The organism is Saccharopolyspora tripterygii, assembly GCF_054778355.1.
Genome location: NZ_BAAGZP010000027.1, coordinates 282,764 through 298,573, shown reverse-complemented (window position 1 = coordinate 298,573; position 15,810 = coordinate 282,764). Strand labels below are relative to the sequence as shown.

14 protein-coding genes are annotated in these 15,810 nt (G+C 66.2%); 9 read left to right on the top strand and 5 right to left on the bottom strand.

All coding sequences use genetic code 11. The features are described 5' to 3' along the window. Positions 1-275: 275 nt before the first annotated feature. From ACYVF3_RS21100 to ACYVF3_RS21070, 7 genes are all read left to right on the top strand, one after another. Positions 276-1,439: a 2-hydroxyacyl-CoA dehydratase subunit D gene (locus ACYVF3_RS21100; protein WP_461155944.1), complete on the top strand. Its 1,164-nt coding sequence runs from the start codon at positions 276-278 to the stop codon at positions 1,437-1,439. 37 nt (positions 1,440-1,476) lie between these two features. After that, positions 1,477-2,811 carry a 2-hydroxyacyl-CoA dehydratase subunit D gene (locus ACYVF3_RS21095; protein WP_461155943.1) on the top strand — a complete coding sequence of 445 codons (1,335 nt, stop codon included), beginning with the start codon at positions 1,477-1,479 and terminating at the stop codon, positions 2,809-2,811. A gap of 31 nt (positions 2,812-2,842) precedes the next feature. Further along, positions 2,843-3,766, top strand: coding sequence for an acyl-CoA dehydratase activase (locus ACYVF3_RS21090; RefSeq protein WP_461155942.1), 924 nt, complete (start codon positions 2,843-2,845; stop codon positions 3,764-3,766). Positions 3,767-3,866: 100 nt separating this feature from the next. Next, positions 3,867-4,679, top strand: a complete 813-nt coding sequence (locus tag ACYVF3_RS21085; RefSeq protein ID WP_461155941.1) for an SDR family NAD(P)-dependent oxidoreductase — start codon at positions 3,867-3,869, stop codon at positions 4,677-4,679. 92 nt (positions 4,680-4,771) lie between these two features. Next, positions 4,772-5,926 carry a phosphotransferase family protein gene (locus ACYVF3_RS21080; protein ID WP_461155940.1) on the top strand — a complete coding sequence of 385 codons (1,155 nt, stop codon included), beginning with the start codon at positions 4,772-4,774 and terminating at the stop codon, positions 5,924-5,926. A 2-nt stretch (positions 5,927-5,928) separates the two neighbouring features. Continuing rightward, complete coding sequence (locus ACYVF3_RS21075) at positions 5,929-6,462, top strand: hypothetical protein (protein WP_461155939.1); 534 nt, start codon at positions 5,929-5,931, stop codon at positions 6,460-6,462. A gap of 22 nt (positions 6,463-6,484) precedes the next feature. After that, the gene (locus tag ACYVF3_RS21070; protein ID WP_461155938.1) at positions 6,485-7,618 is read left to right on the top strand and encodes an epoxide hydrolase family protein; all 1,134 of its coding nucleotides are present in this window, start codon (positions 6,485-6,487) and stop codon (positions 7,616-7,618) included. A 45-nt stretch (positions 7,619-7,663) separates the two neighbouring features. Here ACYVF3_RS21070 and ACYVF3_RS21065 read toward each other — a convergent pair whose 3' ends face one another. Beyond that, entirely contained in the window at positions 7,664-8,071 is a 408-nt protein-coding gene (locus ACYVF3_RS21065) for an acyl-CoA thioesterase (RefSeq protein WP_461155937.1), read from the bottom strand. Positions 8,072-8,221: 150 nt separating this feature from the next. Here ACYVF3_RS21065 and ACYVF3_RS21060 point away from each other — a divergent pair, with 150 nt between their 5' ends. Both ACYVF3_RS21060 and ACYVF3_RS21055 read left to right on the top strand, forming a co-directional pair. Beyond that, positions 8,222-9,880 (top strand): AMP-binding protein, encoded by a 1,659-nt coding sequence (locus ACYVF3_RS21060; protein ID WP_461155936.1) that lies wholly within the window; start codon positions 8,222-8,224, stop codon positions 9,878-9,880. Positions 9,881-9,893: 13 nt separating this feature from the next. After that, positions 9,894-10,970: a phosphotransferase family protein gene (locus tag ACYVF3_RS21055; RefSeq protein ID WP_461155935.1), complete on the top strand. Its 1,077-nt coding sequence runs from the start codon at positions 9,894-9,896 to the stop codon at positions 10,968-10,970. 83 nt (positions 10,971-11,053) lie between these two features. On the opposite strand, the gene ACYVF3_RS21050 is transcribed toward ACYVF3_RS21055, so the two are convergent. The 4 genes from ACYVF3_RS21050 to ACYVF3_RS21035 form a co-directional block, all read right to left on the bottom strand. Continuing rightward, on the bottom strand, positions 11,054-11,953 hold the full coding sequence (locus ACYVF3_RS21050) for an SDR family oxidoreductase (RefSeq protein WP_461155934.1): 900 nt from the start codon (positions 11,951-11,953) through the stop codon (positions 11,054-11,056). Positions 11,954-11,973: 20 nt separating this feature from the next. Next, complete coding sequence (locus tag ACYVF3_RS21045) at positions 11,974-13,110, bottom strand: acyl-CoA dehydrogenase family protein (RefSeq protein WP_461155933.1); 1,137 nt, start codon at positions 13,108-13,110, stop codon at positions 11,974-11,976. 149 nt (positions 13,111-13,259) lie between these two features. After that, positions 13,260-14,714: an aldehyde dehydrogenase gene (locus tag ACYVF3_RS21040; RefSeq protein WP_461155932.1), complete on the bottom strand. Its 1,455-nt coding sequence runs from the start codon at positions 14,712-14,714 to the stop codon at positions 13,260-13,262. After that, positions 14,711-15,742, bottom strand: coding sequence for an NAD(P)-dependent alcohol dehydrogenase (locus ACYVF3_RS21035; RefSeq protein WP_461155931.1), 1,032 nt, complete (start codon positions 15,740-15,742; stop codon positions 14,711-14,713). Before ACYVF3_RS21035 ends, ACYVF3_RS21040 begins: the two co-directional genes overlap by 4 nt. Positions 15,743-15,810 lie beyond the last annotated feature (68 nt).

Below are 15,810 nucleotides of genomic sequence, written 5' to 3'. Positions count from 1 at the left end.
ATGTCCGTGAGCGGTCTTGCGGGTGGCGCGCCTGTGACGGTCGCCCGAGCATTCAATGTACAACTCAGGGCATTGAGGGTCTACAGATGTATCAGATCTGTCGGCCCGGCAGTGGCGTCCGGAGGTGAGGCGATCGAAAGATCTGATACATTTTTGGGCGCTCAGTGTTGCGAAGTGTCCACGATTGGGGATACACATGGAGGAGACCGCTCAAAGGGGCTCAGTCCCACAGCAGGTCTCCGCGACTCGGGGAGACCTGAGAAGGCAGGTGAAACGTGTCGGAGGCACTCGCGGCCGCTCTGGCCCCGCTCGCTGAAGTCGCCGAAGATCCGGACGCCTACGTGGTGCGGTGGAAGCAACGCACCGGCGGCAAGGCGGTCGGGGTGTTCCCGATGAACTTCCCGGCCGAGATCGCGCACGCCGCTGGGACGCTCCCGGTCCTGATCCAGGAGAGCCGTGAGCCCGACAGCATCGGACGCAACCTGCTGGCCGAGTTCTACTGCGGTTACACCCGCAACATCGCTGACTCCGCCGCCAAGGGGAAGCTCGACATCTACGACGGCTTCTTCAACGCCGACCACTGCATCCAACTGCTCGGTGCGGTGGATGTCATCAGGTCGGAGTCGCCGGAGAAGCCGATGTTCTACGGGCACTTGCCGACATCGCTGACCGACGAGTGGACGCCGGCCGAGGCGCGGAAGAAGATGCAGGAGTTCCTCGACGAGATCGCCGAGTTCGCAGGAGGGCCGATCACGCCGGAGGCGCTAGCGGCCAGCATCGCTGTGTTCAACGAAAACCGCAGGCTGCTGCGCGAACTGTTCGCTGCAAGGCGTGCGGGGGATGCGTGCTTCACCTCGGAGCAGATGCAGATCCTGGTGAAGTCCAGCATGGTGATGGACAAGGCCGAGCACACCGCCGCGCTGAAGGAAGTGGTCGCTGCGGCCGCGGTTGCGCCACGGGACGACAGCGTCCGGCTGTACCTGTCCGGGCACCTCTGCCATGCGCCAAAACCCGAACTGCTGCGCACGATCGAGGAATGCGGAGCGATCGTCGTCGACGACGACCTCTTCACGGGTGCACGCTACATCTCGACCGACGTCGCCGAGGACCTCGACCCGCTCGAGGCGATCTGTCGCTGGTACCTGCAGCGCGACGTCTCGATGCCGTGCCCGACCAGGGTCAAGCACGAGGTCGACTGGGAAGACCAGCTCGTGCGGTCGGTGCGGGAGAGCGGTGCGCAGGGCGTGATCGTGCTGATGGTCAAGTTCTGCGAACCGCACATGCTCTACTACCCAGAACTGCGGAAGAACTTGGAAGCGCAAGAGATTCCGCACCTGCTCATGGAAACAGAGCACGAAGGGCTTCCCGCGGAGTCCGTTCGGACACGCGTGGAAGCACTGTTGGAACGCATCCGGCGTACCCAGCTCGTCAGCCCCTGACCCACGATTCGCAGCTCTCAACTCAGGAAGTGATCTCGTGAGCACAGCAGTCATGGAAAAAGCCAATCGTCTCAGCGTCACCAAGACCGGCGGCACGATGGTCTCCGACTACTGGGACCGCGTCTTCACAGCACGGGAGCGCGGCGAGAAGGTGGTCTGGTACAACGGATCCGCGCTCAACCCGATTTTCCAGGCGGCCGGCCTGGTCTGGTGCCACGGCGAAGCGTTCTCCGCCAGGCTCGCAGCTCAGCACCTCGAAGAACCTGCTCAGCAGGCGGGGCAGGAGTACGGCTACGTGGGGGAGCTGTGCTCGTACGCCCGAACGCACCTGGGTTGCGCGGTGCTCACGCAAAAGAACCGCCAGGGCGAGGACACCGGCATCGTCGGTATTCCTGAGCAGCAGGAGCTCGCGAGCCGGCTGCCCGCTCCGGACTTCTTCGTCAACGCCTACGCGGGCTGCAGCACCGGACAGCAGTGGGACGACATCACCTATCGCGTGTTCGGCAAGGAAGTCCCGATCTTCAACGTCTCGCTGCCCTTCCTGTGGGGAAACAAGCCCGACGCCGGCTACCTGGTCGGCGAGGAGTGGGAGAGCGCCACCAAGTACGTGTCGGACCAGCTGCACGAGCTCGTCTCGTTCCTGGAAATCATGACGGGCAAGCCGTTCGACTGGGACGCGCTGCGGCAGAACATGGCTTACATCAAGCGCGCCTCCGAACTTCGGCGGGCTGCCATGGCTATGTGCAAGCTGGCGCCGACGCCGGCGACGTTCTGGGACTGGATCTCTTGCATCGCCCACATCAACTTCCTGCCCGCCAGCCAGGAGCTGGTGGATTACTTCGGTGCGATCAAGGACGAGATCGAGCGGCGGGTGGCCAACGGAGTGCGGGGCGTGCGCGATGAGCGCTACCGGGTGTACTTCGACGGCATCATGAACTGGAACAAGCTGGGTTGGCTGTCCAGGAAGTTCGCCGAGCACGACGTCGCCGTGGTGGCCGGGCGCTACACGCACCAGGCGTTCTGGCAGGAGCCCCACCTGATCGACCCAGAGGACCCGATCAGGGGCATGGCCCAGCACTACCTGCTGTGCCCGACCAACCACGGAACCAAGACGATCCAGAATCTGATCGTCTCCGAGTGCGAGAACTACAACGTCGACGGCCTGGTGTTCCACTCCACGCGCACCTGCCGGGCGTTTACCAACCCGCAGAAGCTCGTCGCCAAGGCCGCCCAGCGAGACCTCGGAATCCCCTCGATGTTCTTCGAGGGAGATGTCGCCGACGCCTCCTTCTACAAGGACGACGTGCTGGAAAGCCGGCTGGTGGCGATGTTGGAGGGAATCGACGTGCGCCGGAGCCAGGCTGCTGGCTGACCTCGCTCTAGGACGTAGGAATGAGGCGACGATGGCAGATCACTTCATGGGTGTCGACCTGGGCTCGACGACCGCCAAGACCGTGATCATCGACGAAGCGGGCGAGATCGTCGCCTCCGAGGTCGTCCAGATGGGGGCCGTGAGCCGCGCGGGGCTGAACCGCTCGCTGGAAGCGGCTCTGCGTTCGGCATCGTTGGAGGAATCCGACATCGCCCAGACCATCGCGACCGGCTACGGCCGTCGTCTGGTCCCCGGAGCAGGACGCACCTTCACCGAGATCACCTGTCACGCACGCGGTGTCGCCGCCATGTGCCCCGGAACGAGGCTCGTGATCGACATCGGTGGGCAGGACAGCAAGACGATCCTCGTCGATGACTGGGGCATCGCGGAGAACTTCGCCATGAACGACCGCTGCGCCAGCGGGACGGGCCGGTTCTTCGAGGTGCTCGCCCGATCGATCGAGTGCGACATCGATGAACTCCCGGATCTAGCGCTGCGCGGGGAGAAGGACCTGGAGGTCAGCAGCATGTGCGCGACCTTCGCGGAGACCGAGCTGATCTCGCTGCTGGCGGCGGGGGAGCGGCGTGAGGACATCGCCGCCTCCGTGCATCGGGCGGTGTCGGCTCGCACACTCGGTCTGGTCGCATTGGTCGGCAAGCGAGCTCCGGTCGTGATGACCGGCGGAGTGGCGAGAAACGCGGCGGCTGTGCACTTCCTGGAAGAGGTGTTGCGAACGCCGGTCGCAGTACCGGAATCACCGCAGATCACCGGTGCGTACGGGGCAGCGCTGCTGGCCCGTGAACGGGGTCGAGACGCTACTGCCTCCAGCGCGGAGGAAGTCGAGCGAGCCGGCGACCTGACCCAGGAGACGTCCCGAACGTGCTCGACCTGCAACGTGCCCGACGAGGCCGTCGATGCAGGGAATCACCCGGTGATTCCGCTGCGTCCCGTCTGATCGCGCCCTTCGCGACAGCGGGCAAGACGCCGCGCACCCAGAACTCACACTCGCCGGACCCTTCCTGGACAGGGGGTTCGAAGAACGAAAGGAACGAGACATGACCGACCGGACGGATGGCCCGCCGCGGGCTGCCGACGGCTACGACTTCTCGGGCACCGCCGTGCTCATCGCCGGTGGAACCTCCGGGGTGGGCCTGGCGACCGCGACAGCCTTCGCCCAGGCCGGTTGTCGGCGTCTGACCGTGCTCGGCCGCAACGAGGAACGTGGCAAGCGCGCGGTCGAACACGTGCAGAGCGTCGTGCAGGGCGCCGAGGTCGAGTTCCTGCCGACCGACGCCAACGATCCCGCCGCCGCGGAAGGGGCCGCTTCGGAGGCGCGTCGGCGGATGGGATCGATCGACGTGCTGGTCAACTCGACGGTGGCGACGTATTCGCCAACGCTGCTCCGGAACACCCCCATCGAGCAGGTCGCGCAGGTGGTCACCGAGCAGTCGGTGGGGCCGCTGCTGATGAGCCGCGCGGTTCTTCCGCACATGTCGGAGCAGAAGTCGGGCTCGATCATCAACATCGCCTCGGACGCGGCAAAGGTTCCGACCCCGGGGGAGACCTGCATCGGTGCCGCCATGGCGGCGATCGTCACGTTCTCCCAGACGCTGGCGCTGGAGGCCAAGCGGGATGGCGTGCGGGTCAACGTGATCACGCCGTCGCTCATCTCGAACACCGGCTCGTACGACCGGGCGATGAACCAGGAGTTCAGCAAGAAGATCTTCGACCGCATCATCTCCCAGGCCCACCTCGGTCTCACCGAACCGGGGGACCTGGCCAACCTCGCACTGTTCCTGGCCTCCCCGATGTCTCGACTCATCACCGGCCAGGTCGTCAGCGTCAACGGCGGAATCTCCGTGGCCTGAGAACGCGACTCGTACCTCCACCGCGCACATCGGTGGAGGCGCTGAGCGGTGCGGCGAACGCGCCAGTGACAGCCCGACAGAGAGGTCGGACTATGACCACGCAAGCGAAGCCACACACCGCCGACCACCCGGTCGAGCGAAACCTGGCCCGCCGCTTCGACGAGAAGCTGCGGCGCCGTTCCGGCGGAGTCCACCGCGAACCGCAGTCCCTCGCTCAGACCCGGGAGCGCCTGGAGCGCTTCCTGTCCGCGCGGGTGGACGGCCCGTTCGAGGTCGAGGACTTCTCCCGGCTCTCCGGCGGGGGCGCCAACGAGTCCTACAGCTTCCGCCTCGTGCGCGCCGGGCAGGACGACGAGCTGGTGCTCCGGGTGAAGGCTCCGGTGGGCATCTGCATCACCGAGGTGGAACGGGAGTTCCAGCTCTTGCGCGCGACGCACGGCGTGATCCCCGTGCCCGAGCCCCACTGGGTCACCACCGACCCCGATGACTTCGGCGAACCGGCCTTGATCGCCGGAAAGGTTCCCGGAGTGCCATCGCCGACGCAGAACGTCCCGCACGCGACCGGGCTCGGCACCGCCTACGGACCGGACCTGCGGCGACTGCTCGCACCGCAGTTCGTGGAGCACCTGGCCAGGTTGCACGCCCATGACTGGTCCGACGACCACCTCAGCGGATTCGACCTGCCTCGCCGGAACACCACCGACGCGATCGACTGGCGGCTGGCCATGTGGAACCGGGCTTGGGACGAGGACGCGCTCGAACCGCATCCCACCGTGCTGCTGGCCCGCCAGTGGCTGGCCGAGAACCGGCCCGTCGTCGACCACGTGTCGTTGCTGCACGGTGACTACCGCAACGGCAACTTCCTGTTCGAGGAGACGTCCGGGGAGATCACCGCGATCCTGGACTGGGAGCTCGGGTACCTCGGCGACCGGCATTCGGACCTGGCCTACGCCATGCTCCCCGGCTGGGGGCATCCGGACGAAGGCGGCCACTACCTCAACTCGGGGCTCGTGCACACCGACGCCTTCATCGCCGACTACGAGCGGATCTCAGGTCTCCCGGTGGACCGGGAGCGGCTGGACTACTACCTGGTCCTGAACTTGTACTGGGCCGTGGTGTCGCTGATCGGCACCGGCCCGTGCACGGCTGCGGCCCGGATGACCGAGCTCGACGTGATGTACAACTTCATCTCCGGTCTCGGCGGCTACTTCATCGGCGAGCTCAACCGGATCCTGGCGAAGGGTTGATCATGATTCCCACCGTCACCCAGCAATTGAGGTCGATGCGTCGCCGCTTCTGCGACACGATCCTCCCGGCACTTCCCCCTGACGCGGAATTCGCCCAGGAGCAGGCGAACTTGATGTTGGCCACCTTCGACTGGTTGCTCGACACCCACGAGCACGAGTACCGCTACCAGGTCGTCGAGAACGACGAATACCGGAGGTTGCTCGCTGAACTGGTCGGACTCGCCGGCGACGCCCTCGGCGAACAGGCACGCGAGGAAGCCGGTGCTTGTCTGGCGGAACCCGGCCCCGATCCGGGTGAGGCTAGCGTTCCGCTCGCCGACATCGCCGACCAGAACCGCCGGCTCAAAGAGCACGCGATGGGTCTGGCGGCAGCGGCCCTGGCCGATTCCGGGTCCGGTGAAACTCGCGCTCGGATCGCGAGAACAGCGCTTTCGCAGGGAGACCGCGAACTCGCCTATTACCGGAGCACCGGATTTCCCCGCAGCGCGGGCGAACTCCGGTCCGCGCTCAACCCCGTTCAGCACGACGGACCCTGACAATCCACGGAAGGGAAGCAGCGTGAGTGATCAACCAACGAGGTTCGAACTGCACGTCGCTCAGAGCGAGCTCGACGGGCTCCGCGCTCGGCTGGAGCGCGTGCGCTGGCCGGATGAGCAGCCGGTGCAGGACTGGTCGCAGGGGATCCCGTTGTCCTACGTCCAGGAGTTGTGCGCCTACTGGGTCGATGGGTACGACTGGCGGCGGTGCGAGGAAAAGCTCAACGCGGCCAACCAGTTCAGGACCGAGATCGACGGCCTGGACGTTCACTTCCTGCACGCCCGGTCGCAGCACGAGGACGCGCTCCCGATCATCCTCACGCACGGCTGGCCGGGTTCGGTCCGGGAGTTTCTCGACCTCGTCGAGCCGCTCACCAACCCGCCGGATCCTGCGGACGCCTTCCACGTCGTCTGCCCGTCGCTGCCCGGGTTCGGCTTCAGCGGAGTGCCCCGGACGACCGGGTGGGGCGTGAAGCGGATCGCCGATGCCTGGTCGGAACTCATGCGCAGGCTCGGATACACGCGCTACGGGGCGCACGGCGGTGACTGGGGTTCGGTCGTCTCCGGGCGGCTCGCCGCGATCGCCCCGGATCGGGTCGTCGGTGTTCATCTGCCGATCCCGTTCGTCGACCTCGGCGCCGAGCCGGATCCGCCCGAGTCGATGAACGACTTCGAGAAGCAGGGAGCGGCTGTCGGGGCGGAGTACGCGGTGAGCGGCACCGGCTACTTCGTGGAGCAGATGACCAAGCCCCAAACGCTCGGCTACGGCCTCGCCGACTCACCGGTCGGGCAGCTCGCCTGGATCGTGGAGAAGTTCCACGGCTGGACCGACTGCGACGGGCACCCGGAGAACGCGGTCAGCCGAGATGTGCTGCTGGACAACGTGATGCTCTACTGGCTGTCGAACACCGGGACCTCGGCGGCTCGCATTTATTGGGAAAGCCTCGCCGACCTGCCCCAGGACAAGATCACCGTGCCGTCGGGCTGCTCGATCTTCCCGAAGGAGATGATCCGGGTCCCGCGTGCGCGGGCGGAAAACCGGTTGACCGACATCCGCTACTGGAACGAACTGCCGGCGGGTGGTCACTTCGCTTCGCTGGAGCAGCCGGAGATCTTCGTGGATGAGCTGCGCAAGTTCTTCCGGCTCGTCCGCTAGGAGACCGGTTCCGATCGGTGCGGTTCATGTCGGAGGCCGTCATGATCAAGTCTTCGTGGCATAGCTCGCGAGCGCGGTCGCGACGGTCTCCGGCAACGGGCGCGATGTGCCGTCGCGGGTGGTGACGTTGACGTAGACGATGCTGATCGTGGCGAGGTCGGTCTCGTCGCGGGTGACCGAATGCCGGAGTGTGAAGCTGCTGCGGCCGATGTGAGCGCACTCGACCTCGAAGCCGATCACGTCGTCGAAGAACGCCGGTGCGTGGAACTCGAGCTGGGCGCTCACCACGGACGGGTCGGCGCCGGCGGCGTTGAGCTCGGGGTAGGACCAGCCGAGGTGCCGAAAGAACTCGGTCATGGCGACGTCGGCGATCTCGAGGTAGCGGCTGTTGAACAGGTACGACTGGGCGTCCGTCTCGTGGTATCGCACCCGGTGAACGTGCGTGAAGGGCATGCGTCGGAGGTTAGCTCCCTGCTTGCCGCACCAATCGACGGCGAGGGCGTCCGCTCGGCAAAGCGTTGCTTTTTGGTTGGACCTTAAATACTATAGAACCAGTCTGCTGGTCCGGCAGCGCGCTCCGCTCGAGATCAAGGAAGATCGCCGATGACGTTCGCGACGGTGAGAGACCGCTACTCGCAGGAAGAAATCGAGCGCTTCTACGCCGACGGCAGTTGGCGTCGCGAAACGCTGTTCGACATGCTCGAGGTCCAAGTGGCGCAGCGCCCGGGCAAGGTCTTCATCACTGACGACACGCGCTCGCTGACGTTCTCCGAGCTCCGCGACACGGCGCTGCGGCTGGCCGTCGGCATGTACCGCGAGGGAATCCGGCCCGGTGACCGGGTGTGCGTGCAGGTGCCGAACTGGGTCGAGTTCGCGCAGATCGCGGTGGCGCTGTCCAGGCTCGGCGCGATCCTCGTTCCGATCATGCCGATCTACCGGATGGACGAGGTCTCCTACATCGCGAGCAACAGCGGTGCGCGGATGGTCTTCACCTGCGCGACGTTCAAGAACTTCGACTACGTCGAGATGTACCGCAAGGTGCGGGTGGAATCGCCGGATCTTGAGCGGATCGTCGTGCTGCGCGGGGGGCCGGAGAAGGACACCACCCCTTACGACTCGCTGTTCGCCGACGTCGATGAGAACGATGTGTTCGACGAGATCGGCCCTGGCGTCGGGCCGGACGACCATTTCATGATCGTTTACAGTTCGGGTACGACCTCGCGCCCGAAGGGGTGCCTGCACACGGTCAACACGATGGCTGGCGGGGCCCGTCAGCTCGCGCAGGTCTTTGCCTACAGCGATCAGGACGTGCAGTTCGGCCCCTCGCCGATCACACACACGACCGGCCTGGTCACCAGCGTCCTGCTCCCGCTCATCCACGGAGCCGGCTCGCACCTCATGGAGTCCTGGGAACCACACGCGGGACTCGAGCACGTCCGGAGGTGGGGCTGCACCACGACTGTGAGCGCAACGACTTTCTTGCAGATGCTGATGGAGGCCTACGATCCTGCCCAGCACGATGCGAGCAGCCTGCGGCTTTGGGTCGCGGCGGGCGCACCGATCCCGGGTGCGTTCGTTGAGAAGGCGCGCGAGCTGCTGCCCGATTGCCGGATCTTGAGCCTGTACGGGCGGTCCGAGAACCTGACTACCACCACGTGCACGATTGACGATGATCCGAGCCGGGCAGCCACGTCCGACGGCCGCCCGCTTCCAGGAAGCTCCGTGAAGATCGTCGACGAGCTGGGCGAAGAGTTGCCGCGCGGGCAGGACGGTGACATCGCATACCGCGGGCCATCGCACATGCTGGAGTACATCGGCAGACCGGAGGAGACCGCGGAGCTGTTCACCCCCGATGGCTACTCGCGCTCGGGTGACCTCGGTGTGATGGATGAGGACGGCTACGTACGGGTTACCGGCCGGCTCAAAGACATCGTCATCCGCGGCGGAATGAACATCAGCGTCCGCCAGGTGGAAGACCTTCTGGCGGCGCACCGCGCAGTTGATGCCGTCGCAGTGGTCGGCATGCCGGACCAGCGGCTCGGCGAGCGGATCTGCTGCTACCTGGTGTTGCACCCAGGACACGAGCGGGTGACTCTTGAGGAGCTCAAGGACTACCTGCTGGGGCAGGGGCTGGCCATCCAGAAGATGCCCGAGCGGCTCGAAGTCGTCGATGAACTCCCGATGACAGCTACTGGCAAGATCCAGAAGCACCTGCTTCGAGCTGACATCGTGGCGAAGATTGAGAAATCCGAACCAGCGTGAACGGCGTGGGCCGGTGGATTTCGAATCCAGTGTCGGTGCAGCAGTTTGTCGGCATCTGATTGAGAGTGAAACAGTGAGCTGGGACTTCAGCGAAAAGCAGCGCGCCGGCCTGGCGCGGTTTCTCGAGGATCACGGAATATGCTCCGGCCCGGTTTGCACCCGTCCCATCGGGGATGGTCATTCGAACCTGACGTTCCTGGTCGACGACGGGCAGCACAAGGTCGTCGTGCGACGACCGCCTCCGCCGCCAACCCCGCCGGGCGCCCACGACATGCTGCGCGAGGCGAGGCTGATCGGTGCGCTGGCCGACACGGACGTGCCGGTCGCTGACGTGCTGGCGGTGAGCCAGGCCGACGAGGTGCTCGATGTCCCGTTCTACGTGATGAGCTACGTCGAAGGCCCGGTCATCACCGACCGGACCCCGCCCGCGCTGGCCACCCCGTCCGGCCGGCGGGGGATCGGCGAATCCCTGGTGGACACGCTGGTGGCCCTGCACGCCGTGGACTGGCGGGCCTGCGGGCTGGCGGACGTGGGCAAGCCCGAGGGATTCAACGCGCGGCACTTCCGGCGGATGGGCAGACTCATCTCCGATGAGGACGGAAACCCACCTGCGGAGTTCGCCGAGCTTGATGCGTGGCTCGCGGCCCACGTGCCGCCGGAATCGGGTGCGTCGATCGTGCACAATGACTACCGGCTCGGCAACGTCATCATCGGCCCCGAACCGCCTGGCAGGCTGCTGGCGGTCCTCGACTGGGAACTGGCCACGATCGGCGACCCACTTTTCGACGTCGGATACTTCCTGGCTTCGTGGCCGGTCGAAGGCCGACAGCTGACCCCGACCGAAGAGCTCGGCGTGGCCGCGTTCGAGGACGGGTACCCGACCCGCTCGGAACTGGCCGAGCGGTACGCCTCGGAGACCGGGCGCGATCTGTCGGGCCTGGACTGGTACACGGCGCTGGCGCTGTGGAAGTTGGCAGTGCTGTACGAATACGGTCGACGTCGCGCGGTTGAAGGCGTGGGCGACGAGTATTACGCCGACGCGTCGCTGGTGAAGTCCTTTCTCGACGCCGCGTCCCGGGCAGCCTTCTGACAGGTGCGGGCGCTGGTGAGCCGCCCGTAGAGGCGAAAGAGTCCCGGGACGGCCAATGTGGCTGTTCCGGGACTTCTCGCTGTTCACACCGAGCGTTGCTGTTTCGCGGCAGTGCTGGCGGCCTGGCTGCGCTCCTTGATCTCCTGCCAGTCCTGATCGGACAGCGAAGTCAGCCCGGCGAACGTGCCCGGCCCGGCGAGCCGCTGTCCGCCGTCCATCGCGATTGTTTCCCCGGTGAGGTAGTCGCAGGCGTCTGAGAACAGGAAGATCGTCAGGTTTGCCAGCTCTTCGACCGTACCGGGCCTGCCCATCGGGACCTGGTCGGCCTGCGTGGCGCCGGTCGCGCTCTTGTCGGTCGGGTTGAGCATCTCCCAGGCGTAGTCGGTGGGGATCGGCCCGGGTGCCAGCGCGTTGAGCCGGATGCCGTAACGAGCCCACTCAACCGCCAGCGACATGGTCATGGCGTGGACTGCGGCTTTCGCCATCGCCGACGGGACGACGAACGCGGATCCGGACCACACCCACGTCGTCAGGTTCGACAGCACGGTGCCGGGAAGTCCTTGCTCGATCCACCGGCGCCCGGCGGCGTGGGTCGTGTTGAACGAGCCGTTCATTACCGTGGAGCTGATCGCCTCGAAGCCCCGCGGGCTCAATGACTTGGTGGGGGCGATGAAGTTCGCCGCGGCGTTGTTGAGCACGCCGGTCAAGGGGCCGTGCTGCTCCCAGATGTCGGTCATCGCGGCATCCACCGAATCAGGCTGGCGCACATCTACGGTTTGGAAGTGCACAGAGCCCTGGCCACCCGCCTCGGCCGCCGCCTCGGTGAGCACCGCCTCGCGCCGGCCCCACAGGTGCACCTGCGCCCCGTGGTCGGCGAGGTGCCGCGCGACGCCCCGCCCGAGCCCGGTTCCGCCGCCGGTGATCAGGATGCGTTTGTCCGCCAGCAGGTCCGGCGCGAACACCGATTTCTTCGTCTTCGACATGATCGCCCTTCGCGACTTGTTCAGAGCTCGAAGCTCTTGCTGATGATCTCGCGCTGGATCTCGTTCGTACCGCCGTAGATCGGCGGCGCAAGTGCCTTGCGCACCTGTCCTTCCATGCCGTACTCGCGGGCGTATCCGTAACCGCCCATCAACTGCATGGCTTCCAGCGCCGCGTGTTTGGCCACCTCGGTGCACTTAAGCTTGGCCATTGCACCTTCGCGGGCGAGCTGCTGCTCTTCGCCGGCGTCTATGCCCGCGGCGATCTCGTAGACGAACGAGCGGCAGAAGGCGATCTCCGTCGCGAGGTCGGCAACGCGGTGTCGTACCGCCTGAAAGCTGCCGATCGTGCGTCCGAACTGCTCGCGCTGCTTGACGTAGGCGACCAGGTCGTCGAGCGAGCGTTGGGCGGCGCCGACTGCCATCGCAGCGATGATCAGGCGTTCCACCGAAAGTCCGCGCAGGAGGTGCCACCACGCCCGCCCAACCTCGCCGACGACGTTGGCCGCGGGAACGCGGACGTCGGTGAAGAAGAGGTCGTTGACGGTGTGCGCTTCCATCGTCTCGATGGGGCGGATCTCCAGACCCGGCACGTCGGTCGGCACGACCAGGAGGGTCAGCCCTTCGTGCTTGGCGCGCCCGGTGCCGGTGCGGGCTAGCAGGAGCAGGTGATCAGCCACGTGCGCGGCCGAGGTCCACGTCTTCTGCCCGTTGATGATGAAGCAGTCCCCGTCGGCGACTGCGCCGATGCGGGCCGAGCCGAGATCGGACCCGGCTTCCGGCTCCGACAGCGCGATCGCCTCGAGTCTTCCCCGGCAGATGCCGCCGAGGATTTCCTTCTTCTGCGCCTCGGTGCCGTAGCGCAGGTAGGTCTGCGCCGCGGTCAGACCCGTCGAGTACGCGGTGATGGGTGCGAGCCCGCGCGATGTCTGTTCGAGGAACAGGCACTCCTCGAGCATGCCCGCCCCTGCACCCCCGTACGCCTCCGGAATCGACACCCCGAGCCAGCCGAGCTCGGCGAGCTTCGCTAGCAACCCGGGACTGTTGGCGAGCTTGCCGCCGTGGGTGAGGGCGTCCCGCTGTTGGAGCGTCTTGCACTCGCTGTCGCAGAGATCTCGCACGGCGGCGGCGAACCGCCGTTGCTCCTCGGTGAAACGCATCGTGCCTCCGTGAGCGACCGTTACCAGCGTTGCAGTGCGAAACGGAGTAGGAACCGCTGCCCTTTAGCGCCATATTTCCTTCTGAATCTAGGATCGTGAACGATCGTTTTCAAGAGGCTGGGAGGTTCGGGCGTGTTTCGATCGGACGGTTACGCCTGCCCCGCGTCGAGGTAGATCGTCTTGAGCATCTGGTAAGCGTGCAGGCCTTCCGGCCCGAGCTCGCGGCCAAGACCACTGGTCTTGATGCCACCGAACGGCGCGGTCGGATCATTGGTGTAGGCGTTGATGCCGACCGAGCCGGACGCGACGCGGCGAGCTACCGCCTCACCCCGTTGGGAATCGGAGGTCCACACCGTGCCTCCCAGTCCGTAGTCACTGGCGTTGGCGATCGCGACTGCTTCGTCCTCGTCGGAATAGGGGATCACCGAGAGCACCGGACCGAAGATCTCTTCCCTCGCGATGGTGTGCTCGTTGTCCACATCGGCGAACACCGTGGGCTCGACGAACCAACCGCGATCGAGGCCGGAAGGCCTGGCCCCGCCTGCCGTCAGTCGCGCGCCTTCGTCGATGCCCTTTGCGATGTAGGACTCGACGCGGTCGCGCTGCCGAGCTGAGACCAGCGGTCCGACCTGGGTGTCGTCCTCAAGCGGGTCTGCGATGTTCAGCGAGCGCGCGAGGTCGGTGATCGTGTCCACGACTTCGCCGTAGCGGGATCGCGGTGCGAGCACCCTGGTGCCCAGCCAGCAGATCTGACCGTTGTTGAGCAGGGTGGCGGCGAAGAAGTTCTCGATCGTGGCGGTGAGGTCGGCATCATCGAGCACGACGGCGGCTGATTTTCCGCCGAGCTCGAGGGTCACGGGCCTCAGCAGCTTCCCGCATGTTTCCGCGATCGCGCGTCCGGCGGCGGTCGATCCGGTGAACGACACCTTGTCCACGCTCGGATGTTCCACCAGGTGAGCGCCGAGTTCACGACCACCGGGCAGCACGTTCAGCACGCCGTCCGGGAGGCCCGCTTCGTGCGCTGCCTCGGCCATCAGCATCGCATCGAGCACGGCTTCCGGTGCGGGCTTGAGCACCACCGTGCACCCTGCGGCCAGTGCTGGAGCGAGTTTGAGGAAGGTGATGGCCTGCGGCACGTTCCACGGCACGATCGCGGCCACGACGCCCAGTGGCTCGCGGATGACGCGGGAGTTGCCGCCGAGCATTCCCGCCCGTGTCTCTTCCTGCGGTGAGTCGGTGACGAGGCCCGCGAAGTAGCGCAGCAGGACGGGCGGGAACCCGCCTTCGAACTGCCGGGCCAGGGTGATCGGCATGCCGTTCTGGACGGTGACTCGCCGCGCTGTCTCGTCCGAGCGCTTCTCCAGCGCCACCGCGAAACGTTCCAGAACTTCGGCGCGCTGCGCGGGATCCCAGCTCGACCAGCCAGTCGGATCGTCGAAGGCCTCTCGGGCGGCGGCGACCGCGTGATCGACATCGGCGACCGAAGCCTCCGGGACGCTGCCGAGCAGTTCTTCGGTGGTGGCCGAGCGCACGTCGATCCGATCATCGGTCGCGGGCGCCGACCAGGTTCCGGCGATGAAAAGCCGGTCGTAGTCGATGGTCATGCTGGCTCCTCGCCTCGCTCGTGCACGAGCACGATCTTCACGGCCGCGCCTTGGTGCTGGGCTGCTACGGCTTCGTTGATCTGGGAGAACGGCATCGTTTTGATCAGCTTGTCGAACGGGAAGCGTCCCTCGCGGTGCAGTTCGAGCAGCTCCGGGATGAACACGTCCGGATCGCTGTCGCCTTCGACGATTCCCATCACGCGCAGGCCGAGGACCTGCGCCTGGATCAGTGGAAGCGCCATTGCCGACTCCGGATCGGACGGCACGCCGATGATGCCGAGCTTGGACCGGTGACCGAGTGACTGCAACGCCTGGTCGAGTACCTCGGCGATGCCTGTGGTGTCGATCGCGTAGTCGGCTCCGTCGGGGAAGACAGCCCGGACCTGTTCTGCCAGCGGCCCCGCGCCGGGATCGATCACGTGCGTCGCGCCCAGCGCCAGGGCGAGGTCGCGGCGGTCCGCGTGCGGCTCGACGACGATGATCCGCTGCAGCTCCCGCACGACGCCGGCGAGCACGGCCGACAGCCCCACGGAGCCGCCGCCGAGCACCAGCAGCGTCCTGCCTGGAAGGCAGTCCATCGAGTTCAGCACCGCGCCTGCGCCGGTTTGAACGCCGCACCCGAGCGGGCCGAGCAGTTCGACCGGGGCATCGTCGGCCACCTTGACCACGTTGCGCTCGTGCGCGATGGCATGGGTGGCGAACGAGGACTGGCCGAAGAATTCCGATCCCAGGGCCGTACCTTGCTGATGCAGAGTGGTGGTGCCGTCCGGCCGCGCGCCACCGAAGTTGTGCGACATGAAGTCGTGGCAGTAGGCGGGTTCACTGTTCGAACATTCCCGGCAATGGCCGCAGCTGTTGAAGCTGAGCACCACCTTGTCACCGTCCGCGACCTTGGTGACGCCCGTGCCGATGGCAGTGACGATGCCGCTGCCTTCGTGGCCCAGCACGCCGGGCAGCGGGAAGGGCAGGTGGCCGTCCTTGGCGGCCAGATCGGTGTGGCAGAGGCCGACACCGGCGATCTCGATCACGATCTCATCGGATCCGGGTTCGGCGAGTGTGGCGGGCTGGAGGCTGAACCCGCCGCCTACCTCTGTGG